The 25,213-nt window shown below is 72.5% G+C and carries 24 protein-coding genes; 15 read left to right on the top strand and 9 right to left on the bottom strand.

Annotation, left to right across the window (positions count from 1 at the left end):
• Positions 1-88 precede the first annotated feature (88 nt).
• Positions 89-442 carry a histone-like nucleoid-structuring protein Lsr2 gene (locus tag Ani05nite_RS08275; RefSeq protein WP_203766529.1) on the bottom strand — a complete coding sequence of 118 codons (354 nt, stop codon included), beginning with the start codon at positions 440-442 and terminating at the stop codon, positions 89-91.
• 238 nt (positions 443-680) lie between these two features.
• Between Ani05nite_RS08275 and Ani05nite_RS08270 the strand changes: the two genes are divergently transcribed.
• Both Ani05nite_RS08270 and Ani05nite_RS08265 read left to right on the top strand, forming a co-directional pair.
• The gene (locus Ani05nite_RS08270) at positions 681-1,115 is read left to right on the top strand and encodes a hypothetical protein (protein ID WP_203766528.1); all 435 of its coding nucleotides are present in this window, start codon (positions 681-683) and stop codon (positions 1,113-1,115) included.
• A gap of 11 nt (positions 1,116-1,126) precedes the next feature.
• Positions 1,127-2,440 (top strand): D-alanyl-D-alanine carboxypeptidase family protein, encoded by a 1,314-nt coding sequence (locus Ani05nite_RS08265; protein WP_203766526.1) that lies wholly within the window; start codon positions 1,127-1,129, stop codon positions 2,438-2,440.
• 4 nt (positions 2,441-2,444) lie between these two features.
• Here Ani05nite_RS08265 and Ani05nite_RS08260 read toward each other — a convergent pair whose 3' ends face one another.
• Positions 2,445-2,942, bottom strand: coding sequence for a DUF456 domain-containing protein (locus tag Ani05nite_RS08260; protein WP_203766524.1), 498 nt, complete (start codon positions 2,940-2,942; stop codon positions 2,445-2,447).
• Positions 2,943-3,055: 113 nt separating this feature from the next.
• Here Ani05nite_RS08260 and Ani05nite_RS08255 point away from each other — a divergent pair, with 113 nt between their 5' ends.
• Both Ani05nite_RS08255 and Ani05nite_RS08250 read left to right on the top strand, forming a co-directional pair.
• Positions 3,056-3,754, top strand: a complete 699-nt coding sequence (locus Ani05nite_RS08255) for a PIG-L deacetylase family protein (RefSeq protein ID WP_203766521.1) — start codon at positions 3,056-3,058, stop codon at positions 3,752-3,754.
• A 126-nt stretch (positions 3,755-3,880) separates the two neighbouring features.
• Positions 3,881-4,792, top strand: a complete 912-nt coding sequence (locus Ani05nite_RS08250; protein WP_203766520.1) for a sigma-70 family RNA polymerase sigma factor — start codon at positions 3,881-3,883, stop codon at positions 4,790-4,792.
• 57 nt (positions 4,793-4,849) lie between these two features.
• On the opposite strand, the gene Ani05nite_RS08245 is transcribed toward Ani05nite_RS08250, so the two are convergent.
• On the bottom strand, positions 4,850-7,189 hold the full coding sequence (locus Ani05nite_RS08245; RefSeq protein ID WP_203766518.1) for a HelD family protein: 2,340 nt from the start codon (positions 7,187-7,189) through the stop codon (positions 4,850-4,852).
• Positions 7,190-7,371: 182 nt separating this feature from the next.
• On the opposite strand from Ani05nite_RS08245, the gene Ani05nite_RS08240 reads away from it, so the two are divergent.
• Positions 7,372-7,893, top strand: coding sequence for a hypothetical protein (locus Ani05nite_RS08240; protein ID WP_203766516.1), 522 nt, complete (start codon positions 7,372-7,374; stop codon positions 7,891-7,893).
• Positions 7,894-7,925: 32 nt separating this feature from the next.
• Here Ani05nite_RS08240 and Ani05nite_RS08235 read toward each other — a convergent pair whose 3' ends face one another.
• Positions 7,926-8,774 carry a sigma-70 family RNA polymerase sigma factor gene (locus Ani05nite_RS08235; protein WP_203766514.1) on the bottom strand — a complete coding sequence of 283 codons (849 nt, stop codon included), beginning with the start codon at positions 8,772-8,774 and terminating at the stop codon, positions 7,926-7,928.
• Between the two features lie 247 nt (positions 8,775-9,021).
• Here Ani05nite_RS08235 and Ani05nite_RS08230 point away from each other — a divergent pair, with 247 nt between their 5' ends.
• Positions 9,022-10,542, top strand: a complete 1,521-nt coding sequence (locus tag Ani05nite_RS08230; RefSeq protein ID WP_203766512.1) for a DEAD/DEAH box helicase — start codon at positions 9,022-9,024, stop codon at positions 10,540-10,542.
• A 53-nt stretch (positions 10,543-10,595) separates the two neighbouring features.
• Here Ani05nite_RS08230 and Ani05nite_RS08225 read toward each other — a convergent pair whose 3' ends face one another.
• Positions 10,596-10,976 carry a VOC family protein gene (locus Ani05nite_RS08225; protein WP_203766510.1) on the bottom strand — a complete coding sequence of 127 codons (381 nt, stop codon included), beginning with the start codon at positions 10,974-10,976 and terminating at the stop codon, positions 10,596-10,598.
• A 1,767-nt stretch (positions 10,977-12,743) separates the two neighbouring features.
• Entirely contained in the window at positions 12,744-13,388 is a 645-nt protein-coding gene (locus Ani05nite_RS08220) for a hypothetical protein (RefSeq protein WP_203766508.1), read from the bottom strand.
• 17 nt (positions 13,389-13,405) lie between these two features.
• Between Ani05nite_RS08220 and Ani05nite_RS08215 the strand changes: the two genes are divergently transcribed.
• Positions 13,406-13,585, top strand: coding sequence for a hypothetical protein (locus Ani05nite_RS08215; protein WP_203766507.1), 180 nt, complete (start codon positions 13,406-13,408; stop codon positions 13,583-13,585).
• Between the two features lie 3 nt (positions 13,586-13,588).
• Here Ani05nite_RS08215 and Ani05nite_RS08210 read toward each other — a convergent pair whose 3' ends face one another.
• The 3 genes from Ani05nite_RS08210 to Ani05nite_RS08200 all read right to left on the bottom strand — a co-directional run bounded on the left by Ani05nite_RS08210 (position 13,589) and on the right by Ani05nite_RS08200 (position 16,457).
• The gene (locus tag Ani05nite_RS08210) at positions 13,589-14,629 is read right to left on the bottom strand and encodes an App1 family protein phosphatidate phosphatase (protein WP_203766506.1); all 1,041 of its coding nucleotides are present in this window, start codon (positions 14,627-14,629) and stop codon (positions 13,589-13,591) included.
• Positions 14,630-14,756: 127 nt separating this feature from the next.
• Entirely contained in the window at positions 14,757-15,422 is a 666-nt protein-coding gene (locus tag Ani05nite_RS08205; protein ID WP_203766505.1) for a hypothetical protein, read from the bottom strand.
• Between the two features lie 345 nt (positions 15,423-15,767).
• The gene (locus tag Ani05nite_RS08200) at positions 15,768-16,457 is read right to left on the bottom strand and encodes a hypothetical protein (protein ID WP_203766504.1); all 690 of its coding nucleotides are present in this window, start codon (positions 16,455-16,457) and stop codon (positions 15,768-15,770) included.
• A 91-nt stretch (positions 16,458-16,548) separates the two neighbouring features.
• On the opposite strand from Ani05nite_RS08200, the gene Ani05nite_RS08195 reads away from it, so the two are divergent.
• The 8 genes from Ani05nite_RS08195 to Ani05nite_RS08160 all read left to right on the top strand — a co-directional run bounded on the left by Ani05nite_RS08195 (position 16,549) and on the right by Ani05nite_RS08160 (position 25,156).
• Complete coding sequence (locus Ani05nite_RS08195) at positions 16,549-17,385, top strand: NAD-dependent protein deacetylase (RefSeq protein ID WP_203766503.1); 837 nt, start codon at positions 16,549-16,551, stop codon at positions 17,383-17,385.
• Between the two features lie 53 nt (positions 17,386-17,438).
• Complete coding sequence (locus tag Ani05nite_RS08190; protein ID WP_203766501.1) at positions 17,439-17,843, top strand: hypothetical protein; 405 nt, start codon at positions 17,439-17,441, stop codon at positions 17,841-17,843.
• Between the two features lie 200 nt (positions 17,844-18,043).
• A complete protein-coding gene (locus Ani05nite_RS08185) occupies positions 18,044-19,066 on the top strand; it encodes a LacI family DNA-binding transcriptional regulator (RefSeq protein WP_203766499.1) in 1,023 nt (340 codons plus the stop codon).
• A gap of 114 nt (positions 19,067-19,180) precedes the next feature.
• The gene (locus Ani05nite_RS08180) at positions 19,181-20,863 is read left to right on the top strand and encodes an ABC transporter substrate-binding protein (RefSeq protein WP_203766496.1); all 1,683 of its coding nucleotides are present in this window, start codon (positions 19,181-19,183) and stop codon (positions 20,861-20,863) included.
• A gap of 86 nt (positions 20,864-20,949) precedes the next feature.
• Positions 20,950-22,083 (top strand): ABC transporter ATP-binding protein, encoded by a 1,134-nt coding sequence (locus Ani05nite_RS08175; RefSeq protein ID WP_203766494.1) that lies wholly within the window; start codon positions 20,950-20,952, stop codon positions 22,081-22,083.
• Positions 22,080-23,060 carry an ABC transporter permease gene (locus tag Ani05nite_RS08170; protein ID WP_203766492.1) on the top strand — a complete coding sequence of 327 codons (981 nt, stop codon included), beginning with the start codon at positions 22,080-22,082 and terminating at the stop codon, positions 23,058-23,060. The genes Ani05nite_RS08175 and Ani05nite_RS08170 overlap by 4 nt, the downstream gene beginning before the upstream one ends.
• 3 nt (positions 23,061-23,063) lie before the next feature.
• A complete protein-coding gene (locus Ani05nite_RS08165) occupies positions 23,064-24,152 on the top strand; it encodes an ABC transporter permease (RefSeq protein WP_203766490.1) in 1,089 nt (362 codons plus the stop codon).
• Positions 24,149-25,156 (top strand): ABC transporter ATP-binding protein, encoded by a 1,008-nt coding sequence (locus Ani05nite_RS08160; RefSeq protein ID WP_203766488.1) that lies wholly within the window; start codon positions 24,149-24,151, stop codon positions 25,154-25,156. The genes Ani05nite_RS08165 and Ani05nite_RS08160 overlap by 4 nt, the downstream gene beginning before the upstream one ends.
• The last annotated feature ends 57 nt before the right edge of the window (positions 25,157-25,213 follow it).

Raw genomic sequence — 25,213 nt, 5'->3', positions numbered from 1 at the left:
GCCCGGGTGCCGCGCCGGGCCGGTTATTGCGGACACGCCAAGGGCCGGACAACCGACAGCGGTCGTCCGGCCCTGTGACCTGAGCGGATCAGCGGCCGTGGGCCGCCCGGTACGCATCGCTGACGCTCTGCGGGATGCGGCCCCGCTCGGAGATCTGGTGGCCGTTCTCGGCGGCCCACTCACGAATGAGCCTGTTCTCGTCGCGACTGCTCGCCGTGCGGCCCGAGCCGCCGCCCGGGCGGGCCGGGGTACGGCCGGAACCGCTGCGACCGATGCGCGTGCCCGCCTCGATGAACGGGTCCAGCGCCTTGCGCAACTTGCCGGCATTGGCCTCGGAAAGGTCGATGGTGTAGCTCGTGCCGTCGAGGCTGAACTCCACCGTCCGATCGGCCGGCTTTCCGTCCAGGTCGTCGATGAGGGTCGTGATTACCTGCCGCGCCATAACGACTCCTGACGTAATCCGAAGAACGCGCCCAGTCTCGCCTGTGACGGACTCCGCGCGCAACTGTTCGCCTGAATTTCACAGAATAGACCAGGCCCCGGGCAATTATCGCCCCCGTCCGCCGCCGTTAAATGCGGGCAGCCTATTCCGCGCAATCACCGCCGCCGGGCGCGGTTAGCGCCCGGCGCGGGAAAACCCGGGTGGCTGGGCCCGCGTGGATGCCGTTAGGGTCGTCGCCATGGACGCCGACGACCGTGCCGCCTGGGACGAGCAGCGCCGGCAGGCAGTCGCCGGGCACGCCGCCGCGCTCGAGGCCGGCCGGGCCGCCGAGGCCCAGCAGGCCGGCCGGCTGCTCGCCGACTTCGTGCGCCGGGCCGCCGAACGCGGACTGCCGCCCGCCGTGCTGCGGGCCCGGGCCTTCGACGGGCATGCGACCTACCGCACCCGGCTGCGCGGCTGGTACCTCAAGGCGAACCGCTCGGTGGCCGTCGGCGAGGACGGCCGGTTCTACGTGCTGTCCGTCCCGTCGTCGCTGCGTGCCCGCTTCACCGGCGCCGAGGTGACGCCCAGCGCGCCGCGGCTGATCGTCGGGGCGGGCGGCGGGGACGGCGAGACCATGCCGCTGGAGCAGCTGCTGCGGCGGCGGCTGGACGCGGGAGCCGAGTGGCCGTGAGGCGTACGGACATGCCGGCCCCGCTCCGGCGCGGCGGTGCGGCGATCCTGGCCGCCACGCTGGCCACGACCGTCCTGACCGCCCCGGCCCGGGCCGAACCGCCCCGGGCCGAGCCGCCCCGGGCCGAACCGGCTCGCGCGGCGACGGCGCCGGTGCCGTGCCCGCGGCCCAAGGTCAAGCCGCCGGCCGGGCGCCCGCCCCGGCCGGTCCCGCCGGCCGACGACCCCGTGCTGCGCGCGGTCGGCGGCGACGACCTGGCCACCGACGGCCTGGTCGTGCCGCCCGGGGCGCCGCGGCCGCCGGCCCTGACCGCGACCAGCTGGCTGGTCGCGGACCTGGACTCCGGCGAGGTGCTCGGCGGCTGCGGCCCGCACGTGTACGGGACCCCGGCCAGCGTGCAGAAGCTGCTGCTGGCCGCGACGGTCATGGACAAGCTGGACCCGAAGCAGGTCGCCACCATCACCGACGGCGACCTGGCCATCGAGCCCTACAGCTCGGCCGTCGGGCTCCTCAAGGGCGGCAGCTATCCGGTCAGCACCCTGTGGCTCGGCCTGCTGCTCAACTCCGGCAACGACGCCGCCAACACGCTCGCCCGCCTCGGCGGGGGCCGGGGCGGGCTGCCCGCCACGGTCGCCGCGATGAACGCCGAGGCCCGGCGGCTCGGCGCGTACCAGACGCATGCGGTGACCCCGTCCGGCCTGGACGGGCCCGGGCAGTTCACCAGCGCGTACGACCTGGCCCTGATCGCCCGGCAGTGCTTCGCCAAGCCCGACTTCCGCCGGTACGCGCTCACCGAGCGCGCCCAGATCCCGGCGCAGAAGAGGCTGAAGAAGGGCGGCTTCCAGATCCAGAACGAGAACAAGCTGATCTACAACTACCCGGGGGCGCTGGGCGGCAAGACGGGCTTCACCAAGCTGGCCCGGCACAGCTACGTCGGCGGGGCCGAGCGCAACGGCCGCCGCCTGGTCGCGACGCTGCTCGGCGCCGAGGCCGTCCCGCTGCGCGGCTGGCAGCAGGGCGCCGCCCTGCTGGACTGGGGCTTCTCGCTGCCCCGGGACGCGTCGGTCGGCAAGCTGGTGGAGCCGGACGGCCCGGACCCGCGCGGCCCGGCCGGCGGAGCGAGCGCCGCCCCCGCCGCGGCAGCCGGCCCGCGGGCCAGCACACCTCCGGCCGTGCGCGCCGCCGCGAACCGCGTCCTCTACCTGGGCGCCGCCGCGGTGGTCGCGGTCGTGCTGGCCGGCGCCCCGCTGCTGCTGTTGCTCACCCAGCGCCGCCGCCGGCGGGTGCGGCGCCGCACCCGCGACGCCTCGCCCCTGCCCCGCTGACGCCTCAGGTGGCGAGCAGGCCGAAGACCCAGATCACGGCGATGCCCAGCGCCGCGGCGAACTCCACCAGCAGCGACAGCCCGACCGCGCCCAGCGCGTGCCGGGTGGACGGCCAGGCCTGACCGGGGCCCACCCGCAGCCGCTCGGCCAGCCACAGGCCGCCGACGAAGCCCAGCACCAGGCCGACCACGGGCACCACGAAGAAGCCGACGATGCCGAGCACACCCGCGATCACCAGCGACGACGTGGGCACGCCGGTGCTCTTGAGCCGTTTGCCGGGCCACAGGTACTTCACCACCGTGCCTCCGACCGCCACCACGGTGGCGAGCGCGAGCACCACCCAGCGGCCGCCGCCGGCGTCGCCCAGGACGGCCCAGAGCAGCACCGCCAGCCAGCACAGCAGCAGCCCGGGCAGCACCGGGATCACCACGCCCAGCACGCCGGCCAGCAGGGCCACCCCGGCGATCAGGGTGACGGTGGTGCCGGAATCGGTGAGATCCATGCCGCCCAGCGTGCCGTAGTCGCGCCACAACCCTCAACCCGGACCGCCCCGGGCCGATGGACACTCAGCGCCGCCCGACCCCGCCCGGCGCCTCGTGACCCTGGAGGCCCCGCATGTCCCGCAGCGTCCTGGCGGTCGGCACCCATCCCGGCGACATCGAGTTCGGCTGCGCCGGGACGCTGGCCGCGCACCGGGCCGCGGGCGACTCCGTCACCATGCTCGTGCTGACCTGCGACGGCCCGGACACCTTGCGCAGCCGGCAGGCCGAGGCGGCCGCCCGCGAGCTGGACTGCCTGCTGGTGTGGGGCCCGCAGGCGGCCGAACGCCGGTCCCGGGACCGCCGGTCGCACACCCGCGGCCACCACGACCGCCGCTCCCACCGGCAGGGGCCCGGGGAGACCTGGCCCGGGCTGATCTCGTCGGCCGCGATGACCGTGGCCGCCATCGAGAACGTGCTCACCGGCGTCGACGCCGACGTGATCTACGTGCACGCCCCCGAGGACGCCAACGCCGAGCACCGCGCCGCGGCCGTGGCCACCCTGTCCGCGGCCCGGCACAGCAGCCGGATCCTGCACTACGCCGGCGAGTCGACGCTGCTGTTCACCCCGGCGCTGTTCGTGGACATCTCGCCGTTCCTGGGCCGCAAGCTGGCGGCCCTGGCCGAGGCCCCGGCGCCGGTCGATCCCGAGCTGCCCACCGGCACCGCCCGGCACTTCGGCGCGCAGGCCCGGGTCCGGTACGCGGAGGCGTTCGCCCCCGCCCGGTTCGTCTGGGATCTGGCCGTCGCCGAGGTCCCCGCCCGCGCCGCCTGAGAAAGGGACGAAGCAACCGGTCGGCAACTACGCGTCACCGGAACCCGTACCCGGCGTCACCCAGAGTTTCTCCTTGTCAGCCGGTGCCCACCGCCGCGGGCCACCGACAACACACGGGGGATTCACATGACCAGCACCATGACGACCGCTGCCGACCTCGCCGCCGACACCGCGACCGCCGTGCCGGCCCTGTCCGCCGCGGAGCAGGAAGAGCTGATCCGCACCCACATGCCGCTGGTCGGCCACCTGGTGCGCGACATGCTCACCCGGATCCCCAACCACATCCACCGCGACGACCTCACCAGCGCCGGCCTGCACGCGCTGGTCACCGCCGCCCGCGGCTGGGACCCGACCCGCGGCATCCCGTTCAACCGCTTCGCCACCACCCGCATCCGCGGCGCGATCCTCGACGAGCTGCGCTCGCTGGACTGGGCGACCCGCTCGGTACGGACCAAGGCGCGGGCCACCGACTCCACGCGGCAGAGCCTGACCACCACCCTGGGCCGCACGCCGACGAACGAGGAGCTGGCCCAGGCGCTGGGCACCACCACGACGGACCTGCACCAGACGGACAACGACGTGCAGCGGGCCACCGTGCTGTCGCTGCAGGGCTTCACCACCAGCAGCCCCGACGACCTGGTCACCGAGCGCACGCCCGGCCCGGAGGACATGCTGATCCGCCGCGAGCAGATCGGCTACCTGCACCACGCGATCGCGTCGCTGCCGGAGCGCCTGCAGACCGTCGTCACCGAGTACTTCCTCAAGGAGCGCCCGATGGCCGACATCGCCGCCGACCTGGGCGTCACCGAGAGCCGGATCAGCCAGCTGCGGGCCGAGGCGCTGTCGCTGCTCAAGGACGGCCTCAACACCCACCTCGACCCCGACCTGGCGCCGACCCCGGAGAACCCGGACAGCATCATCGCGCGCCGCCGGGCCGGCTACTTCGCCGCGATCGCCGGCAACACCAGCCTGCACTCGCGCCTGGCGCTGACCAACGCCCACGGCTTCACGCCGCTGGCGCACGGCGCGGCGGCCTGACCGACAGCACGCGGGCGGGGCCGGTGGATCTCCACCGGCCCCGCCCGCGTGCGCGGGTCAGGCCAGCGCGTTGAGCTCCTTGGGCAGGTCGGCCGTGTGCAGCACGCCCAGCCGGCGCGTCGCCCGGGTCACGGCCACGTAGAGGTCGCTCAGGCCGCGCGGGCTCTCCTCGATGATCCGGTCGGGCTCCACCACGATCACGCTGTCGAACTCCAGGCCCTTGGCCTGCCGCACGGTCATCAACACGATGTGGTTGAGCAGATCGGGCTGCTCCCCCACGGCGGCGCCGGGCACCGCGGCGGTGAGCTCCCGGCCCAGCGACTCCTCCAGGCCCGCGGGCACCAGCACCCCCACCCGTCCCTCCGCGGCCACCGCTGCTTCCCGGCGTACCGCCGCGACGAGCTCGCCCGCGAGCGCCTCGGGCCGCACCCGGGCCGCCCACGGCTCCTCGCCGGCGGTCCGCACCGAGCGCGGCGGCTGCAGCGACGGGTCCACTGCGGCGAGCACGTCCGCGGCCACGGTCATCACCTCGGCCGGGGTGCGGTAGTTCACGGTCAGCTCGGCCAGCCGCCAGCGCTGCGCGACGTACGGCTCGAAGACCTGCTCCCAGGTCGTGGTCCCGGCCAGCTCGCCGGTCTGCGCCACGTCCCCGACCACGGTCATCGACCGGCTCGGGCAGCGGCGCATGAGCAGCCGCCAGGCCATCGGCGACAACTCCTGGGCCTCGTCGACGATCACGTGCCCGAAGACCCACGTGCGGTCCGCGGCCGCCCGCTCCGCCGTGGTCCGGGTGTCGATCACCTCGTGCCGCTCGACGAAGGCGCTGGCGTCGACGACGTCGACGGCGGACAGGATCTCCTCCTCCTGGTCCTCGAAGTCCAGCGACCGGGAGCCCTCGACGATCTCCAGGACGCCCTCGGCGTACTCGATCGCCTGCTCCCGCTCGCGGGCCACCGCCCGCGCCCGCAGGGTGTCGTCGACGCCCAGCAGCTCGGCCAGCTCGTCCAGCAGGGGCACGTCGGCCGGCGCCCAGCCGGCCCGTCGCTCGCGCAGCAGCAACGCCCGCTCGTCCGCGCCGAGCCGCGGCGCGGCCGAGGCCAGCCGGTCGGCGTCGGTGAACAGGTCGCGCAGCACCTGCCGCGGCGTGAGGATCGGCCACAGCTCGAAGAGCGCGGCCTGCACGTCCTGGTCCTCGCGCAGCTCGCGCCGCGTCTCGGCGAGGTCCGCCTCCTCGAGCAGGTTGTCGCCGCCGAGCGGGTCGGCGCCGATGCGCTCGGCGATCTGCAGCGACAGGGTGTGGATGACCGCGGTCACGAAGATCGACCGGGCCAGGTTGTGCGGCCGGCCGGACCGGCGGGCCTCCGCGCGGGCGTCCTCGCAGACGGCCCGCTCGATGCGCAGCGGGAAGCCGTCGTGGTCGACCTCCACGTAGTCGTCCGGCACGGTCTGCCGGTCGGCGACCGCGGCCGCGAGCACGTCGAGCATCTCCAGCCGGCCCTTGAGCGCCGCGGCGGCCGGCGCCTCGCTCGCCCGGGCCGTCACCGAGGGGAACATGTCGCCCAGGGTGGCCAGCAGCACGCCGGTCTCGGCCAGCGACGGCAGCACCTGCGAGATGTACCGCAGGAACGTGGCGTTCGGACCGAGGATGAGCACGCCCTGCCGGGTGAGCTGGGCCCGGTGCGTGTAGAGCAGGTACGCCGCCCGGTGCAGCGCCACGGCCGTCTTGCCGGTGCCGGGCCCGCCCTGGACCACGAGCACCCCCGGCAGCCCGGCCCGGATCACCTCGTCCTGTTCGGACTGGATGGTCTCCACGATGTCGCGCATGCGCCCGGTGCGGTTCGCGGTCAGCGCCGACAGCAGCGCCGCCTCCCCCGTCACGTCCTCGCGCCCGTCCGGCGCGCCGGCCTCGATGTCGAGCACCTCGTCGTCGATCGCGGTCAGCTCGCGCCCGCGGGTGCGCAGGTGGCGGCGGCGGGTCACCCCCTCGGGGGACACCGCGGTGGCCAGATAGAACGGGCGCGCGGCGGGAGCCCGCCAGTCGACCAGCAACGGATCCTGGTCGCGGTCCTCGGCGAACAACCCGATCCGGCCGATGTAGCGGGGATAGTCCGCGGCGAAATCCAGCCGCCCGAAGCACAGACCGTTCTCGACGGAATTCATCTGGGCGAGCTGCTCGGCCCAGTGGCTGCGGGTGGCCTCCCGCTGGGACCGGCCCTGCGGCGTGCCGCCCGCTTCCAGCAGGATGGCGCGCAGGCGCTCGTCGGCCTGCTCACGCAGCAGGTCGAGGCGGTGGTAGAGGACGGCCAGGTAGGCCTTTTCGGACTCGATGTCGTCGTTCCGCAGAGTTTCCGTACCGCCGGCGGAGCTTGACAAAGCCACTCCCTGTTGTGGTAGCATTCCGAGGTCAGCGACCTTTTATGGTCGCTTTTTTCGTTTCCGTGGAAACGCTCAGAATAGCCGATGCCTCCGCCGCCGCGCGAGTCCGTGACGCAGGTAACGGGACGGCCGGAAGGTGTCAGGAATCCGTCAGCGCGGGGCCTGGCCGTTACGCCGGATGGTCCATCGACATTAAGCGGTGCATGAACCACAGCCACCCGTTCCGACGCCTCGGCGCGCTGGCGCTCATCGCCGTCGCCACCGTCGCCCTGACCACCGCCTGCTCCGACGACGACCAGGAAGACGCCCCGGCCGGCAACGCCGCCGCCGCGGCCGCGGGCGGACCGCAGCCCAAGACGATCGAGGGCGCCAAGGCCGCCGCGCAGACCGTGTTCGACCGGTTCAGCGGCGGCGACTTCGCCGGCGCCTGGGACATGTACACCGCCGCCGGCAAGCAGGCCATCACCAAGGCCGACTACATCAAGCTCAACACCGCCTGCTCCCGCAAGGGCCTGGCCATCCAGCTCTCCAGCGCCCGGATGGAGGGCGCCGACAAGGCGGTCGTGATCGCCAAGCAGCTCGTCGCGGCCCAGTCCTACACGATGGTCTACGAGGGCGACTCCTGGAAGCTCGAACCCGCCCGGGAGGGCCTGGCCCTCTACGCCAAGGGCGCCGACCGGGCGATCGCGGCCCAGAAGAAGGCCGGCACCTGCGCCAACGCCTGACCCGCGCCTGGGGCCGGCCCGGCCGGCCGGTCTCAGGCGGCCACCGGCAGGCCGTCGGCGCCGGTCAGCGCCAGCCGGTCGCGCAGGCCGCCGCGCTCGGCGATCTGGTCGTAGTACGCCGCCCGGCGCCGCGCCACGCACCCGTCCTTGGCCGGGCTCTGCGCCGCCAGGGCCGGGTCCAGGTGCGTGTTGAGACCGTCCTTGAGCAGGGCCAGCGCCTCGGCGCGCAGTTGCGACACCCGCGACTCGGTGACCCGCAGCTCCTCGGCGATCTCGGCCATCGGCCGCTCCTCGAAGAAGTAGCCGATGACCACCGCACGCAGCCGGTCCGGCAGCACGTCGACGGCGTGCCGCAGGTAGCCGAGCCGCTCCCGGCGGATCAGCAGCTCCTCCGGGCCCGCGCTGGGCTCGGTCACCATGTCGTCGGCCCCGGCGGTGGCGAAGCCCTGCAGGCTGAACACCACCGCGCGCTGCACGTCGTCGTCGGCGGACTCGATGTCCTCGACCGTGCACCCCAGGTGCGCGGCGACCTCGGCGGCGGTCGGGGTGCGGCCCAGCTCGGCGGTCAGCTCCTGCCGGGCGACGTCCGTACGCCGGGCCCGCTGCCGCACCGAGCGGCTGGCCCAGTCCAGTCCGCGCAGCTCGTCCAGCAGCGCGCCGCGGACCCGGGCCGCGGCGAACCGGGCGAACGGCACCCCGCGCGCCTCGTCGAAGCCACGGGCGGCGGCCACCAGGGCCGCGTACCCGGCCGAGAGCAGGTCGTCGCGGTTCACGTGGGCGGGCACCCGGGCCAGCATCTCGCGGACCAGATGACCGACGAGCGGCATGTGCGCCCGTACGACGTCCTCGCGACGGCGGTCGATGACAGCGGCACCGCTCATGGGGGTCTCTCCTCGGATACCGGCCGGTGGGGGAATCCGGCCCTGAGCAGAAACGGTGAGCGTCAGGGGGTGCAGGCAGGGTCACAGCCGGGTGCGGCGCGGTTGCTACCGATCAGCGCGTACACTTGATCTCGCGGCCCGCCCAGTTCTGCCTCGGGCCGCCTTTGGATCGACCACCACGCGCCGCGACCCGTGAGGTCTGCGCCGGGCAGGACGACCCCTTCAGACTTACGGAGTTCACACCTACATGTCCTCGTTCACCGACCTCGGCGTGCCCACGAAGCTTGCCGCGGCGCTCGCCGACCTCGGCATCACCACCCCCTTCCCGATCCAGGCCGCGACGCTGCCGGACTCGCTCGCCGGGCGCGACGTGCTCGGCCGCGGCCGCACCGGCTCCGGCAAGACGTACGCGTTCGTCCTGCCCGTGCTGGCCCGGCTGGCCGAGAGCAAGTCGCCGCGGCGCCCGACCCGGCCCCGCGCGCTGATCCTGGCCCCGACCCGCGAGCTCGCCACCCAGATCGAGGCGACCATCGCCCCGCTGGCCGCGACGCTCGGCCTGCGCACCCTCACCGTTTTCGGCGGCGTCGGCGCGAACCCGCAGATCAAGGGCCTGAAGGCCGGCGTCGACATCCTCGTCGCCTGCCCGGGCCGGCTGGCCGACCACATCCAGCAGGGCTACGCCAGCCTGGACGCGGTCGAGATCACCGTCCTGGACGAGGCCGACCACATGGCCGACCTGGGCTTCCTGCCGGTGGTCAAGCGCCTCATGGACGGCACCCCGGCCAACGGCCAGCGGATGCTGTTCTCGGCGACCCTCGACAACGGCGTCGACGTGCTGGTCAAGCGGTTCATGCACAAGCCGGTCACGCACCACGTCGACTCGGCGGCGGAAGCCCCGATCGAGATGACCCACCACGTGCTGCACGTCCGCCACGACGACCGCTTCCCGGTGCTGGTCGACCTGACCGCGGCGCCGGGCCGCACGGTGGTGTTCACCCGCACCAAGCGCCGGGCCAAGACGCTGACCCGCCAGCTCGTGCAGGCCGGCGTGCCCGCGGTGGAGCTGCACGGCAACCTCGCGCAGAACGCCCGCAACCGCAACATGGCGGCGTTCTCCGACGGCAGCGCGCAGACGCTGGTGGCCACCGACATCGCGGCCCGCGGCATCCACGTCGACGACGTGGCGATCGTGATCCACGCGGACCCGCCGGTTGAGCACAAGGCGTACCTGCACCGCTCCGGCCGTACGGCCCGGGCCGGCGCGCAGGGCACAGTCATCACGCTGATGACCGACGACCAGCAGAGCGAGGTGCGCGACCTCACCCGCAAGGCCGGCATCAAGCCGACCACCAGCAAGGCCCGCCCTGGCGACGCGCTGCTCGCGCAGCTCGCCCCCGGCGAGCGCACCTACAGCGCGCCGGTGTCCCCGGTGCCCGAGCCGGCCGAGGAGTCCAACGGCGGCGGACAGCCCCGACGCAGCCGGCCGAGCGGTTCCCGCGGCGCGGCCACGGGCGGCACGCGCGGAACGGCGGCGGGCGGTGCTCGCGGCACGTCCACGGGCGGCGGCAGCCGGGCCGGCGGCGGTGGTGGCCGCGGTACGGGCGGGCGCACCGGTGGCGCCACCCGCGGCGGCGAGCAGAGCGGCCGTACGCAGGGCGCGGCGTCCCGTGGTCGGCGCGGCGGCACGGGCTCCACGGCCGTCCACACCAGCCAGTCGTCGACGGGTGGGGCGGCGGCCTTCTCGTCGCGCAGCCGCGCCGGCCGGTAACCAGTCGAGGCAAGGGGCGCCGGGTCTCCCCCGGCGCCCCTTTTCGTCGTCCGTCAGGTGGCCCGCAGCGCCGGGTCACGCCACCCGGTCAGCACGCAGAACTCGTTGCCCTCCGGGTCGGCCAGCACCACGTACGGCTCGTCACCCCGCTGGCCCACGTCGGCGGGCCGGGCGCCCAGCGCGATCAGCCGCTCCACCTCCGCGGCGGGATCGTCGGCGGTCAGGTCCGGGTGGGCGCGATTCTTGCCTGCCTTCGGGGCCGCCGACGCCTGCAGCCACACGTGCTGGGTGCCCAGCGGGGCGTCGTCCGGCGGGAGGAGCATGGCGTTGCCGTCGTCGTCCCGCTCCACGCGGTAGCCCAGCGCGGCCGACCAGAATGCCGTCATCACCTCGATGTCCCGGACATCCAGGGTCAATTGCGCGATTCGCAGCATGGCGGACGACTACCCGGGGCCCGGCGCGCCGTAACGCAGCGCTCGACAATCACGCGCCGGCGGCCCGCTGCAGTGAATCTTGTGCAGGCGAACCGAGTCAGCATGCGGTGGCCGCCCCAAGATCCACCACGTCGGCGCCCCTCGGGGGCGAATCCGAGGCACCGACTACGCCCCCGGCACACGCCCCGCGGCAGATCTTGTGCAGCCGAGCCGAGTCGGCACCGGCGCGCCGCCCCCTCGGCGTCGTGGGGGCGAACATCGGGGCACCGGGCCGGCTTGCAGCACACGCCCGTTGCGGATCTTGTGGAGCCCAAACGAGTTAGCGCCAGCGCGGCGCCCCAAGATCCACGATCCCGGCGTCATGGGGCGAACGTCGGAGCACCGGACCGACCCACGGCACCCGCCAGATGCGGATCTTGTGAAGCCGAACCGAGTCAACACCGGCGCGTCGCCCCAAGATCTACCACCTCGGCGTCCGGGGCTGAAATCCGAGCCGCCGGACCGACTTACGGCACACACCGGCAGCAGATCTTGTGGAGCCGAACCGAGTCACCATCGACGCGCCGCCTCAAGATCCACCGCGTTGGCGGCCCCAGGAGGAATGTGAGGCCACCAGACCGACCCCCGGCCCACGCCCCCGACAGATCTTGAAGAGCCAAACCGAGTCAACGCCGGCGCGCCGCCCCAAGATCCAGCATCTCGGCGTCCAGGCTGAAATCCGAGCCGCCGGACCGACTTACGGCACACACCCACACCAGATCTTGTGGAGCCAAACCGAGTCACCATCGACGCACCACCTCAAGATCCACCGCATTGGCGGCCCCAGGAGGAATGCGAGGCCACCAGACCGACCCCCGGCACACACCCACACCAGATCTTGAAGAGCCAAACCGAGTCAGCACCGGCGCGCCGCCCCAAGATCCAGCATCTCGGCGTCCAGGCTGAAATCCGAGCCGCCGGACCGACTCACGGCACACACCCGCAGCAGATCTTGCGGAGCCGAACCGAGTCACCATCGACGCACCACCTCAAGATCCACCACGTTGGCGGCCCCAGGAGGAATGTGAGGCCGCCAGACCGACCCCCGCCCCACGCCCCCGACAGATCTTGAAGAGCCAAACCGGGTCAACACCGGCGCGCCGCCCCAAGATCCAGCATCTCGGCGCCTCGAGGACGAAGGCGACCGCACCAAAACCGACCCACGCACACGCCCCCGGCAGATCTTGTGAAGCCGAACCGAGTCAGCACCAGCGCGCCGCCCCAAGATCTACCACCTCGGCGTCAGGGGCTGGAGCCCGAGCCCCCGGACCGACTTACGGCACACACCCGCAGCAGATCTTGTGGAGCCAAACCGAGTCGCCATCGGCGCGCCGCCCCAAGATCCAGCACCCCGGCGCGGTCGGCACCTCGGTGCATCGGCGCGGCGGAGCGCCGGCGCGCCGGGACGCCGATGCGCCGGGACGCCGATGCGCCGGGACGCCGATGCGCCGGGACGTCAATGCGCCGCCAGACAAAGCCAGCTCCCGAAACCAACACCACGCCGACCGGCCACCCTCGAATCCACCCACCCCAGGCCGCGAACGAGCGCCAGAAAGCCAACCAAGGCCCAAGAGCCAACAACCGCAACCAACAAGCGGCACCGGCCATACGGCCAAATCTCACCAGAGGGGTAGCGGAACGGAGCCGACAAGGGGGAACGACACCTAATCGGCGGAAGCGACGATCACCACCATGCCTCCACCCACGACCGAAAATCGTACGAAAGGCTCACCCCACCCGAACCGCGATCTCCGGCGCCAACCGGTACCCGTCGCACAGCTCGAGATCGTCCCCGCTCCAGAAGCGCCCCGGGTCGTACCAGCTCGGCTGCCTGCCCCGGGGCAGCAGCCCCATGTCCTCATAGGTCACCGCCACCACCTCCGCGCAGTACGCCGTCTCCAGATCCGCTTCCTCCTCGGCGGCTTCCCGCCACGGCAGCCGGATCTGAGGCACCCGGCCGCGGGCCCAGCGCCAGGCGAGCTGGGCGCTGGACGGGAACGGCGTGCCGTCGAGGCGGGCCACCGTCTTGAGCGCCTTGTCCTCCATGTCGGCGGTCGCCGGCTGTTCGAGCTGGCGCAGCCAGCCGCGTTGGCCGTACCGCTTGGCCCAGACGCTGACCGCGTCGCGCAGGTCGTGCAGCTGCACGCCGCGCTGGAAGGTGCCCGACCACAGGTCCGGCAGCGACTTGCCCAGCTCGGCGTGCCACATCAGCGGGGGCATGTCGTCGATGACCAGCGACATGCCGACGTGGTTGACCGGGCTGTTGGTCAGCGTCTGGATGGCCCGGTCCGGGCCGGAGCGGCCGCGGAAGATCCAGATGTCACCCGTACGCGTCAGATCCATTGCCTCGTCGAGGCTGATGTCGGCGACCACGTGTCTATCCTCAGCAGATGCGTTGGTGGAAGGTAGCGGGACTGGCCGGGCTTGCGGGGATCACAGCCACGGGGGTGGTGCTGGCACGCTCGGAGCGCCGGCGCCGGGCGTACACGCCGGACGAGATCAGGGAACGGTTGCACGCGCGGGTCGCGGAGGGCACGGCCCGCACGGAGCCGGCCGCGGACGGGGACTGATCCTCACACCACATCGGTGTCCCGCAGCAGGGTCCACAGCCCGGCGCCGTCCGGGGCGGCGAACCAGGTCTTGCCGCCGGAGCCGACCACCTCCGGGGTGCCCGAGGGCCCGGGGATCGCACCGGCCAGCACGGCCTGCGTCGGCGACAGCCGGCGGATGGCCACGGCGGCGACGTTCTCCGGGTGTTCGTGCGCGAACTCGGAGTAGATCTCCTGGTCGTGCTGGCCGTCGTCGCCGATCAGCAGCCACTTGATGTCCGGGAACTCGGCGGCCAGCCGGCGCAGCGTGTTGCGCTTGTGCTCCTGGCCGCTGCGGAACCAGCGGTCCGGCGTCGGTCCCCAGTCGGTGAGCAGCAGCGGCCCGGCCGGGTACAGGTGGCGGGACAGGAAGCGGGCCAGCGTGGGCCCGACGTTCCAGGCGCCGGTCGACAGGTAGAACACCGGCGCGCCCGGGTTCGCCGTGACGAGCCGTTCGTAGAGCACCGCCATGCCCGGCACCGCGGCCCGGGCGTGCTCGTCCAGGACGAACGTGTTCCAGGCGGCCAGCAGCGGGCGCGGCAGCGCGGTGACCATCACGGTGTCGTCGATGTCGGAGACGACCCCGAACTTGATGGCCGGGTCCACCACCCGGATCGGCGCCTCGACCGGCTGGGCGCCCTCGGTGCTGAGCCGCACGGTGGCCCAGCCGGGTTCGAGGTCGCCGGTGACCCGGGTGTCGACGTAGCCGCTGCGGTCGGTGCGGGTCTCGTGGATCCGGTCGCCGATCTGGATCTGCACCAGCGCGTTGTTGACCGGGGACGTGGTGAAGCTGCGCCAGCCGCGGACCTTGTCGCGCTTCTTCACCGACCGGGTGCGCCGGGTCAGCACGACCCGGGCCATCACCCGGGCCCAGCCGGGCGCGCCGTATCCGGTGTACGCGGTGATCACCGGCTCCCAGCCGCGCTGGCGCAGCCGCCGCTCGACGATCTCGTGCACGGCGTCCTCGACGCGCGCGGCACGGTGCAGCCGTACGGCAGGCGGGCGGCCCGCCGGGGTCAACGACACTTCGGCCTCCTGCCGTCCGTCATCAGCGCCCCTGACGGTACCTGGCCTGCCCGGTTCGCGCGCCGCAAGCCCGCGCGCCGGCCCTCCCCCGGGTGTCGCAGGTCCACTCTGGACGATCGCCGGGGGTTCAGCGGACGGCCAGTCGGGCCTCGGCCGGGCGCACCGGCGTCCACTGCTGTTCGTAGTGCACGTCCCGGCCGGCCTCCTCCCGGACGGTGAGCACCTCGGCGCGCAGGCTGCGCACCGTGGCCGCGGCCCGCTCGGCCTCCTGCCACGCCTGCCGTTCCTGCTCGGCCGCGGCCCGGTAGGCGGCGTACCGGTGCTCGCGCACGGCGGCGCGCAACGCGGCCTCCTGCGCCACCGGGTGCCGCCGCGGGTTCCACTGACCGCGGTGCGCGAGGGCCTCGTTGAGCTGGGCGATGGACAGCTCCCGCTGCCGGCAGGCCGCGGTGGCCATGCGGTGCAGGTTGCGGGTCCGGTCGGCGATCTCGGCCCGGGTCCGCCGCTGCTTGAGGATCGGGAAAGCGGCCGCGGCGGCGACGCGGCGGGCGTCGCGGTCGGCGGCGTCGAACTCCGCCCAGGCCGCGTCGACCCGCTCCTGGGCGCGCAGCCAGTCGGCCCGCCGGCGGCGGGAGACCTCGGCGGCCCGCTCCGCGGCCAGGGCACGCTCGCCGGCGCGGGGATCGGCGGGCGGCGCGGCGGCGCGGGCGGGCCGCCGGGGCACAGCGAACAGGGCCGTCGCGGCGGCGACGGCGATCAGCAGGACCATCCAGATGGTTGCGGCGGTTTCCACGATGAACTTCCGCTTCTCTCGGGTGTCTCGGCGGCTCTGATCGGGGCATCGTGCTGCGTGGCCGGCCTTCAACCGGATCCTGTACGCGCACAGGAGTCGCTCGTGAAAGCCGAGGGGCCGGCGCCGTCGGGTGACGGCGACGCCGGCGCGGTGCGGGGCAGGTCGCCCGGCTCGCGCACCGCGGGCGGACGGGCGAGCGGGCGTTAGCGCGCGGACGGCGCGCCGGCCCGGGCAAGGACCGAGCACCAGCTCGGCCGCAGACCGAGCACCAGCTCGGCCGCAGACCGAGCACCAGCTCGGCGCACGGACGGCACACCCGGGTCAGGCGCACAGACCGCGCCCGGATCAGGCGCGCGGTGGGCCGCGCTCCCCGTGGGTGCCCGGGAGGACGCCGCCGGCAGCGGCGCGGGAATCGGCGCAGATCCGGCCGCTGTGCCGCACCTGCACCGGCAGCGCGGTCAAGGTCTGCGTGGTGCCCGGTCCGGCCGGGGCGGCGGCCTGGGCCGCGCTCTCAGCCCCCTGGGCAGCGCTCGACGCGCCCTGAGCCGTGCTCTCGTTGCCCCGGGCGACGCGCGTCGCGTCCTCGGCCGCGTTGTCGACGTCCTGGGCCGTGCTTACGGCCTCCTGGGCCGTGCCCTCGGCGCCCTGGGCCGCGCTTCCGGCTTCTCCGGCCGCGCCCTCGACACCCATGGCCGCGCTTCCGGCTTTTTCGGCCGCGCCCTCCGCACCCATGGCCGCGCTTGCGGCCTCCTCGGCCGTGCCCTCGGCGCCCAGAGCAGGCTCAGCGGCCTCGGCCAGGGAGGACCCGGCGGCCGCGGCCGGCGCCGGGCCGGGAACGACGATCACCGGCAGGCCCGGGCGCACCGGGGTGTCGACCGTCGTGAGGATCGTGACCGGGGTCTCGGCGGGCGTGGCGGCCGGGCCGGCGAGCGCCGGGGCGGCGAAGGCGAGCGCGATCAGCGCCAGGCCGGTGAGGAATTGCAGCAGGCGTCGCCCGTCCCAGTGACGGGGCAGCAGGCGCGCGACGGTGGCCACCCGATCAACTTACCGTTCTCGGCCGCTGCGTGCACAGATAGTCGTGAGTGCGTCCTTCGTCCCACTCCGTTGGGTGAGGGACCATGGTGGGGTGACGCAGATCGAACAGCTCGCCGCGTGGGTCGGCGACGGCGGCGTGGTCGTGCTCAGCGGGGCCGGCCTGTCCACCGATTCGGGCATTCCGGACTACCGCGGGCCGTCCGGTGCGGCCCGGCCGAGCACCCCGATGACCTACCAGGCGTTCACCCGGGATCCGGTCGCCCGGCGGCGCTACTGGGCCCGCAGCCACCTCGGCTGGCGCACCATCGGCGACGCGCGGCCCAACGCCGGGCACCGCGCCGTGGCCCGACTGCAGGAGCTGGCCCGCCTGGACGGCATCATCACCCAGAACGTCGACGGGCTGCACCAGGCCGGGGGCGCGCACGGCGTGGTCGAGCTGCACGGCAACCTCGCCCGGATCGTCTGCCTGGGCTGCGGGGAGCTGACCGACCGCCGGGCGCATTCGGCGCGGCTGGACGCGGCCAATCCGGGTTTCGCGGCGGCGGTGACGGCGGTGAACCCGGACGGCGACGTGGACATCGCCGAGGCCGAGCTGGACGGCTTCACGGTCGTCGACTGCGTGTCGTGCGGCGGCATGCTCAAGCCCGATGTCGTGTACTTCGGCGAGACCGTGCCGGCCCCCCGGGTGAGCCGCAGCTTCGAGCTGGTCGCGGGGGCCCGGACGTTGCTGGTGCTGGGCTCCTCGCTGACTGTGATGTCCGGGCGCCGGTTCGTGCTGCGGGCCGCCAAGGACAACATCCGGGTGGCGATCGTCAACCAGGGCGTCACCCGCGGCGAGCCGTACGCGGACCTGGTCGTGGACGCCCCGCTGGGCGAGGTGCTGCCCGAGGTGGTACGCCGGGTCGAGGGTGTCGCCGTACCCGGGTGAGCTGGGTATGCGGGCTCATCCGCCGCGCCGCGGCGCCCGCCTAGGTTCGTCCCATGCCTGCGACGAAGCTGTTCCGCACCCTGGCCGGGTTGTCCGCCCTGGCCGCCGCCACCGTGTTCGCCTGGTGGGTCTGGCTGGGCCGGGACACCACCATGTACCTGGACCCCGAGACCGGCGACTACGCCGGTCCGTACACGACCGCGCAGGTCGCCGGGCTGGTGCTGACGCTCGTCGCGCTGCTCGTGGCGGCCGTGCTGCTGTGGGTGCCGGCGCTGCCGGCCGCCGCGGTGATGACCGTGGCGCTCACCGCCGCGTGGACCGTGAACGCGGCCCGCGAGGACGAGACGGGGCTCTACCTGGTGGGCACGATCATGGTGCTGGTCGGCATGACGGCGGGGACGACGGTCATCGCCCTGCTGACCTCGTGGCTGTGCGGGCGCCGACGGCCGGCCCGCTGACCCTGTCCGGTTCGCCCGGTATCGGGGCCCTTGCCAAGCACGTAAACGAGTAAGGCGCAACGTGGTTACCGTCTCGAAACCTAAATAAAGGCACCGACGCGTTGACGTGACCCGGCTCACCGGAGTTAACTGCCCGGAACCGCTCCCGAAACCGGTTCCGAAACGGCGGATTAACCGCCTGGACACAAGTCGGAGGACACGTGCCAATCACCATCGCCGATGTGGCGGCCCGGGCCAAGGTCAGCAAGACCACGGTCTCCCGGGTGCTCAACGGCAAGGGTGAGCTGGACGAGTCGACCGCCGCCCGGGTCCGCAAGGTCATCGAGGAACTGGGCTACGTGCCCAGTTCCCGGGCCGTCGGCCTGGCCCGGGGCCGCACCCGGGTGGTCGGCATGCTGGTCCCCTCGCTCACCTGGCCCTGGATCGGCGAGGTGCTCCAGGGCGCCGTCGACGTGCTGGAGACCGAGCGCTACGGCCTGCTGCTGTTCACCTGCAACCGCGGCGAGGAGTCGATGCGCCAGTTCGGCGCCCAGGTCTCCGCCAAGAGCTTCGACGGGCTGCTGGTCATCGAGCCCGAGGGCACCCTGGACTACATCGCCATGCTGCACGCCCGCGGCCTGCCGGTGGTGCTCATCGACGACCGCGACACGCAGCCGGTGCAGATCCCCAGCGTGGGGACCACCAACCACACCGGCGCGGGCGCCGCCGCCCGGCACCTGCTGGCCGTCGGCCGGCACAAGCCGCTGGTCATCGCCGGCCCGGAGCGCTTCGGCTGCACCGTGCAACGCCTCGACGGCTTCGCGAGCGTCTACGCCGAGGCCGGCCACCCGATCAGCCCGGAGCGCATCCTGCCCGGCGACTTCACCATCGCCCGCGGCTTCCAGGCCGTCCAGGCGGCGATCGGGTCCGATGTGGAGTTCGACGCGATCTTCGCCCACAACGACCTCTCGGCCACCGGCGCGATGCAGGCCGTGCTGGACAGCGGCCGGCGCATCCCGCAGGACGTCGCGGTGGTCGGCTTCGACGACATCCCGATGGCGGCGCACACCCAGCCGCCGCTGACCACCGTGCACCAACCGCTGCGCGAGATGGGCGAGGCGGCGGCGCGCACGCTGCTCGCCCACTTCGAGGGCTCACCCCTGCCCAATCGTCCCACCGTCATCCCCGCCACCTTCACCGTTCGCGGTTCCACCGGCCCGAGCCCCCATAACGACCACTCGTAAGCCGCAGCTACCCCATAACCCGTCACACGGCCGGCGTTCCGACGTCCGGCGGACTCGCCCTGCCTCGGGGCACCCCCTCTCACCCGATTCGCACCACCTGAGGAGAAATCAGAGATGCAGCGCAGGAAATTGTTCGCGGTCGCCCTGGCGGGCGTGCTGGCCTCGGGCGGCCTCGCCGCCTGCGGCGACTCCCCCAACGAGGGCAACAAGAAGGCCGGCAGCGGGGCCACGTTCCTGACCGTCGGCATGCCCAACGGCCCGCAGACCGAGAACCACAACCCGTTCCTCACCACGTCGGCCGGCGCCTCGCTCGGCTACCGCTGGATGATCTACGAGCCGCTGATGATGTGGAACCCGGTGAAGCCGGCCGAGCCGTCCCGCCCGTGGCTGGCCACCGGCGCCGAGTGGACGCCGGATTTCAAGAAGGCCACCATCACGGTCCGCGACAACGCCAAGTGGTCCGACGGCAAGCCGGTCACCGGTGACGACGTCGCCTACACCTTCGGCCTGATCAAGAAGAACGAGGCGCTGAACCAGGCCGCCACCCCGTACGGCGACATCACCGCGAGCGGCAACACGGTGACGGTCACGTTCACCAGCTCGATGTTCGTCTACAAGGACAAGTGGCTGGGCCAGACCCCGATCGTGCCCAAGCACATCTGGGAAGGCATCAAGGACCCCACCACCGACCCGAACAAGACGCCGGTCGGCTCGGGCCCGTACACGCTGAAGTCCTTCACCCCGCAGACCACCACGCTGACCGTGCGCGCCGACGGTTACTGGCAGGACCTGCCGCAGGTCAAGGAGCTGCGCTACACGTCGTACACCGACAACAACGCGCAGACCACGGCCCTGTCGGACGGCTCCAACGAGTGGTCCTTCGTCTTCATCCCGAACTACAAGACGGTCTTCATCGACAAGGACCCGGCGCACTACAAGGTGTGGGCCCCGCCGGTGCTCGGCATCCACGGCCTCTACATCAACACCACCAAGGCGCCGTTCGACAACGTGGCCCTGCGCAAGGCGATGAGCATGGTCGTCAACCGCGAGGACATCTTCAACCAGGCCGAGGCCGGCTACTTCCACCCGCTGGTGACCAGCGTGACCGGCCTGCCGTCGCCGGCCGGTGACGCCTTCGTCGCGCCGGAGTACAAGGGCAAGACGCAGGCCGTCGACGTCGAGGGCGCCAAGAAGGTGCTCGCCGACGCCGGCTTCAAGCTCGAGGGCACCACGCTGAAGGACCCGAGCGGCAAGCCGGTCAAGATCACCCTGACCGACCCGAGCGGCTGGTCCGACTACCAGACCTCGCTGGAGATCGTGAAGAGCAACTTCGCGCAGATCGGCATCGCCGCCACGGTCGACAAGGCCAACCAGGACGCCTGGTTCCGCAACGTGGAGGAGGGCAAGTTCGACGCCACCTTCCGCTGGACCAACGGTGGCGCGACGCCGTACGACATCTACCAGACCATCATGGACGGCAAGCTGCTGAAGAAGATCGGCGTCGCCTCCCCCGGTGGCAACTTCGGCCGCTTCAACAGCCCCGAGGCGACCGCGGCCCTGGCCGCGTACGCCAACGCCGGCGACGACGCCGCCCGCACCACCGCGCTCAACACGATCCAGAAGATCTTCGTGGAGCAGGTGCCGATGATCCCCGTCGGCGCGGACAACATCGGCATGGCCTACAGCACCAAGAACTGGGTCGGCTGGCCCGACGACACCAACCCCTACAGCGCCGGCCAGCCCACGCAGGCCAACGCCCTGGACGTCGTCCTGCACCTCAAGCCCGCCAACTCCTGACCCGCACCGCCGTGCCCCGGACGGGCTCGACCCCGTCCGGGGCACGGCACCGCGGCAGTTCCGACACCCCTGCGAAGGAACTCGGCATGACGTTGAGCCCAGAGGCCGAGGCGCCGGCCAACGAGGTGGTGCTTGAGGCGATCGGCCTGACCAAGCACTTCCCCGTCCGCCGGAAGCTGCGCGACCTTTTCAACCGCACGCACGACGCCGTCCACGCGGTTGATGACGTACATCTCACGCTGCGACGCGGCCGCGTGACCGCCCTGGTCGGCGAGTCCGGCTCCGGCAAGTCCACTGTGGCCCGCCTGCTCGCGCAGCTCTATCCCCGTACCGCCGGGGACATCAAGCTGCACGGGGAGAGCACGAGGGTGAAGGGCGGACGGCAGTTCCGCCAGTACGCCGCCCGGGTCCAGATGATCTTCCAGGACCCGTTCGCGTCGCTGAACCCGGTGCACACGATCCGGTACCACCTGACCCGGTCGCTGAAGATCCACGGCAACGCCGGCTCCTCCGCCGCGGAGCTCGAGGCCGCGCTGAGCAACCTGCTCACCCGGGTCAGCCTGACGCCGCCGGAGCGCTACCTCGACAAGTTCCCGCACGAGCTCTCCGGGGGCCAGCGCCAGCGCGTCGCCATCGCCCGCGCCCTGGGCGCCGACCCGGAGGCGCTGCTGGCCGACGAACCGGTGTCCATGTTGGACGTGTCCATCCGGCTCGGCGTGCTCAACCTGTTGCGGGACCTCAAGGAACGGCTCAACCTGGCCATCCTCTACATCACCCACGACATCGCCTCGGCCCGCTACTTCGCCGACGACACGATGGTGATGTACGCCGGCCGCATGGTCGAGGGCGGCGACAGCGAATCGGTCACCCAGTCGCCGGCGCACCCGTACACCCGGCTCCTGATCGATTCCGCGCCCGACCCGGACCGGATCGCGGCCATGCTGGCCGACGCCGAGGACCGCGGCAACGGCGAGCCACCCAGCCTGATCAACCCGCCCGGCGGCTGCCGCTTCCACCCGCGCTGCCCGATGGCCATGCCGCGCTGCACCACCGACCTGCCGGTCCGCCTGGAGATCGGGGACCAGCCCGGCCACTGGGCCGCCTGCTGGCTCTACGACGAGGCCACCGTCGCCGCCCAGCCGCCCGGCTCGGCCGCGACCGGCCAATCGCCCGAGGCCGTCACGGTGGCCGCGGACGCGCACCCGGAGGAGGTCCGATGAGGTTCCTGATCCAGCGGATCCTGTTCTATCTCTTCACCGCCTGGGCGGCCATCACCATCAACTTCTTCATCCCCCGGCTGATCCCCGGCGACCCGGTGAAGTCGCTGCTGGCCCGGTTCCAGGGGCAGATGAGCTCCGACGCGATCGACTCGCTCTACGTGCTCTTCGGCCTGGACAAGAACGCCAGCCTGTGGAGCCAGTACGTCGACTACTGGAAGCAGCTCTTCCACGGCGACCTGGGCCTGTCGTTCACCGCGTTCCCGTCGCCGGTCTCCGAGGTCATCTCGGACGCGCTGCCGTGGACCGTGGCGCTGGTCGGCATCACGACCGTCATCAGCTTCCTGATCGGCACCGGCGTCGGCGTGGTCGCCGGCTGGCGGCGCGGCTCGTGGATCGACGGCCTGCTGCCGGCCACCACGTTCCTGTCGTCGATCCCGTACTTCTGGCTCGGCCTGCTGGCCATCTACCTGCTCGCCGGGCCGGACAGCTTCTTCCCGTCCTCGGGCGGCTACGGCACCGACGTGGTGCCGTACCCGGACTGGCCGTTCATCTCCAGCGCGATCCAGCACAGCCTGCTGCCGGCGCTGACCATCCTCATCTCGTCGGTCAGCGGCTGGATCCTGAGCATGCGCAACATGATGGTCACCGTCGCGGCGGAGGACTACATCACGGTCGCGCACGCCAAGGGGCTGTCCGACCGGCGGGTGGCGCTGAGCTACGCGGCCCGCAACGCCCTGCTGCCCAACATCTCCGGCTTCGCGCTGGCCCTGGGCTTCATCGTGGGCGGCACGCTGCTGGTGGAGATCGTCTTCTCCTACCCGGGCCTGGGCTTCCTGCTCTTCCGCGCGGTCGGCGCCAAGGACTACCCGCTCATGCAGGGCATCTTCCTCGTCATCACCATCTCGGTGCTGGTGGCCAACCTGATCGCGGACATCGCCTACCTGATGCTCGACCCGCGTACCCGCAAGGAGGGCTGACAGGTGACCATCCCCACCTCCAGCATCGACCAGGTCATCCCCGGCCAGGGCGCGATGGCGCAGCCCGAGGCGGCGAAGCCGAGCAAGGCGGCCAAGCGCCGCAGGTTCCGGTTCGTCGCCAACGCCAAGGCCATGACCGGCCTGATCGTGCTGGGCATCTACGTGCTCTTCGCGATCATCGGCCCGTGGGTCGCGCCGTACGACCCGGACGCCCGCGGCGACCAGTTCGTGGCCCCGCCCTCGGCCGACCACTGGTTCGGCACCACCCACCTCGGCCAGGACATCTTCAGCCAGATCCTGGTCGGCACCCGGGCCGTCATGCTGGTCGGTTTCGCCGCCGGCGTCATCGCCACCGTGCTGTCCGTCCTGATCGGCGTCACGGCGGGCTACCTCGGCGGCGGCGCCGACGACGGCCTGTCGGCCCTGTCCAACGTGTTCCTGGTGATCCCGGCCCTGCCGCTGATCATCATCGTCACCGCGGCCGTGCCCAGCGGCGGTGACGCCCTGGTCGCCCTGATCATCGGCTTCACCTCGTGGGCCTGGGGGGCCCGGGTGCTCCGGGCCCAGACGCTGTCGTTACGCCGACGCGACTACGTCGAGGCGTCGCGGGCCAACGGCGAGTCCACCTGGCGGATCATCATCTTCGAGATCCTGCCCAACCTGACGGCGATCATCGCCTCCGGCTTCGTCGGCACGGTCATCTTCGCGGTCACCTCGGAGATCACCCTGGCCTTCATCGGCATCGGCTCGGCGACCTCGTGGAACTGGGGCACGATCCTGTTCTGGGCGCAGAGCCAGCAGGCCCTGGCCCAGGGCGCGTGGTGGTGGTTCGTCCCGGCCGGCCTGGCGATCGCGTTCCTGGGCACCGCCCTGTCGCTGATCAACTTCGGCATCGACGAGTTCGTCAGCCCGCGGCTGCGCAGCGCCGGCAAGACGAAGATCAAGACCGCGTCGGGACGGACCGTACGGATGCGGGTCGGCTTCACCCCGGTGCTGGACAACTCCGGCGCGCCGCACACCCACGCCAGCCCGATCCCGGTCATCGGCGGCCGGCCGACCCCGGTGAACCGCAGCACGGAGGCGACCCCATGAACGAGCCGGTGCTCGAGATCAAGAACCTCAACGTGGACTACGGCCTGGGCGACCAGGCGGTGCACGCGGTCCGCGACGTGAACCTCACCCTGCACCGGGGCGAGGTGCTCGGCCTGGCCGGCGAGTCCGGCTCGGGCAAGTCCACCCTGGCCTACGGGCTCACCCGGCTGCTGGCCCCGCCGGGCGTGGTCAGCGGCGGCGAGGTGATCTACCACCCGGAGCAGGGCGAGCCGTACGACGTGCTGGGGCTGACCGACCGGCAGCTGCAGGCGTTCCGCTGGGCCGAGACGGCGATCGTGTTCCAGGGCGCGATGAACTCGCTCAACCCGGTGCACAAGATCTCCACCCAGCTGACCGACGTGCTGGCCGCGCACGAGCCGCAGATGTCGTCGCACAGCCGCAACGCCCGGGCCCGGGAGATGCTCAAGCTGGTCGGCATCTCGGCGGACCGGATGGACGCCTACCCGCACCAGCTCTCGGGCGGCATGCGCCAGCGCGTGATGATCGGCATGGCGCTGATCCTGCAGCCGCAGGTGGTCATCATGGACGAGCCGACCACGGCGCTCGACGTGGTCATGCAACGGCAGATCCTGGGCCAGCTCATCGAGCTGCGCGAACGGCTCGGCTTCTCGGTCATCTTCATCACCCACGACCTGTCGCTGCTGGTGGAGTTCTCGAACCGGATCGCCATCATGTACGGCGGCCGGATCGTCGAGGAGGCACAGGCGGCCACGCTCTACAAGGACTCGCTGCACCCGTACAGCAACGGCCTGCTGTCCTCGTTCCCCGCCCTGCGGGGCCCGCGGCGCGAGCTGGCCGGCATCCCCGGCTCGCCGCCCGACCTCAAGGGCATGCCGAGCGGGTGCTCGTTCCACCCGCGGTGCCCGAAGGCCTTCGACCCCTGCGCCGACAACATTCCCGTGCTCGGCCGCCCGGACACGCCGGACGGGGCCACCCGCACCGTCGCCTGCTGGCTGCACCCGGTCCAGCAGACGGTCGGCTGAACGACGAACGCACAGAACGCCGACGGCCCCGGCTCGCACCAGCCGGGGCCGTCCTCG

This window comes from Actinoplanes nipponensis (assembly GCF_016862275.1).
Lineage (GTDB): Bacteria > Actinomycetota > Actinomycetes > Mycobacteriales > Micromonosporaceae > Actinoplanes > Actinoplanes nipponensis.
Note: the sequence above shows the minus strand (reverse complement) of the source record. Positions and strands in the feature narration are given on the sequence as shown.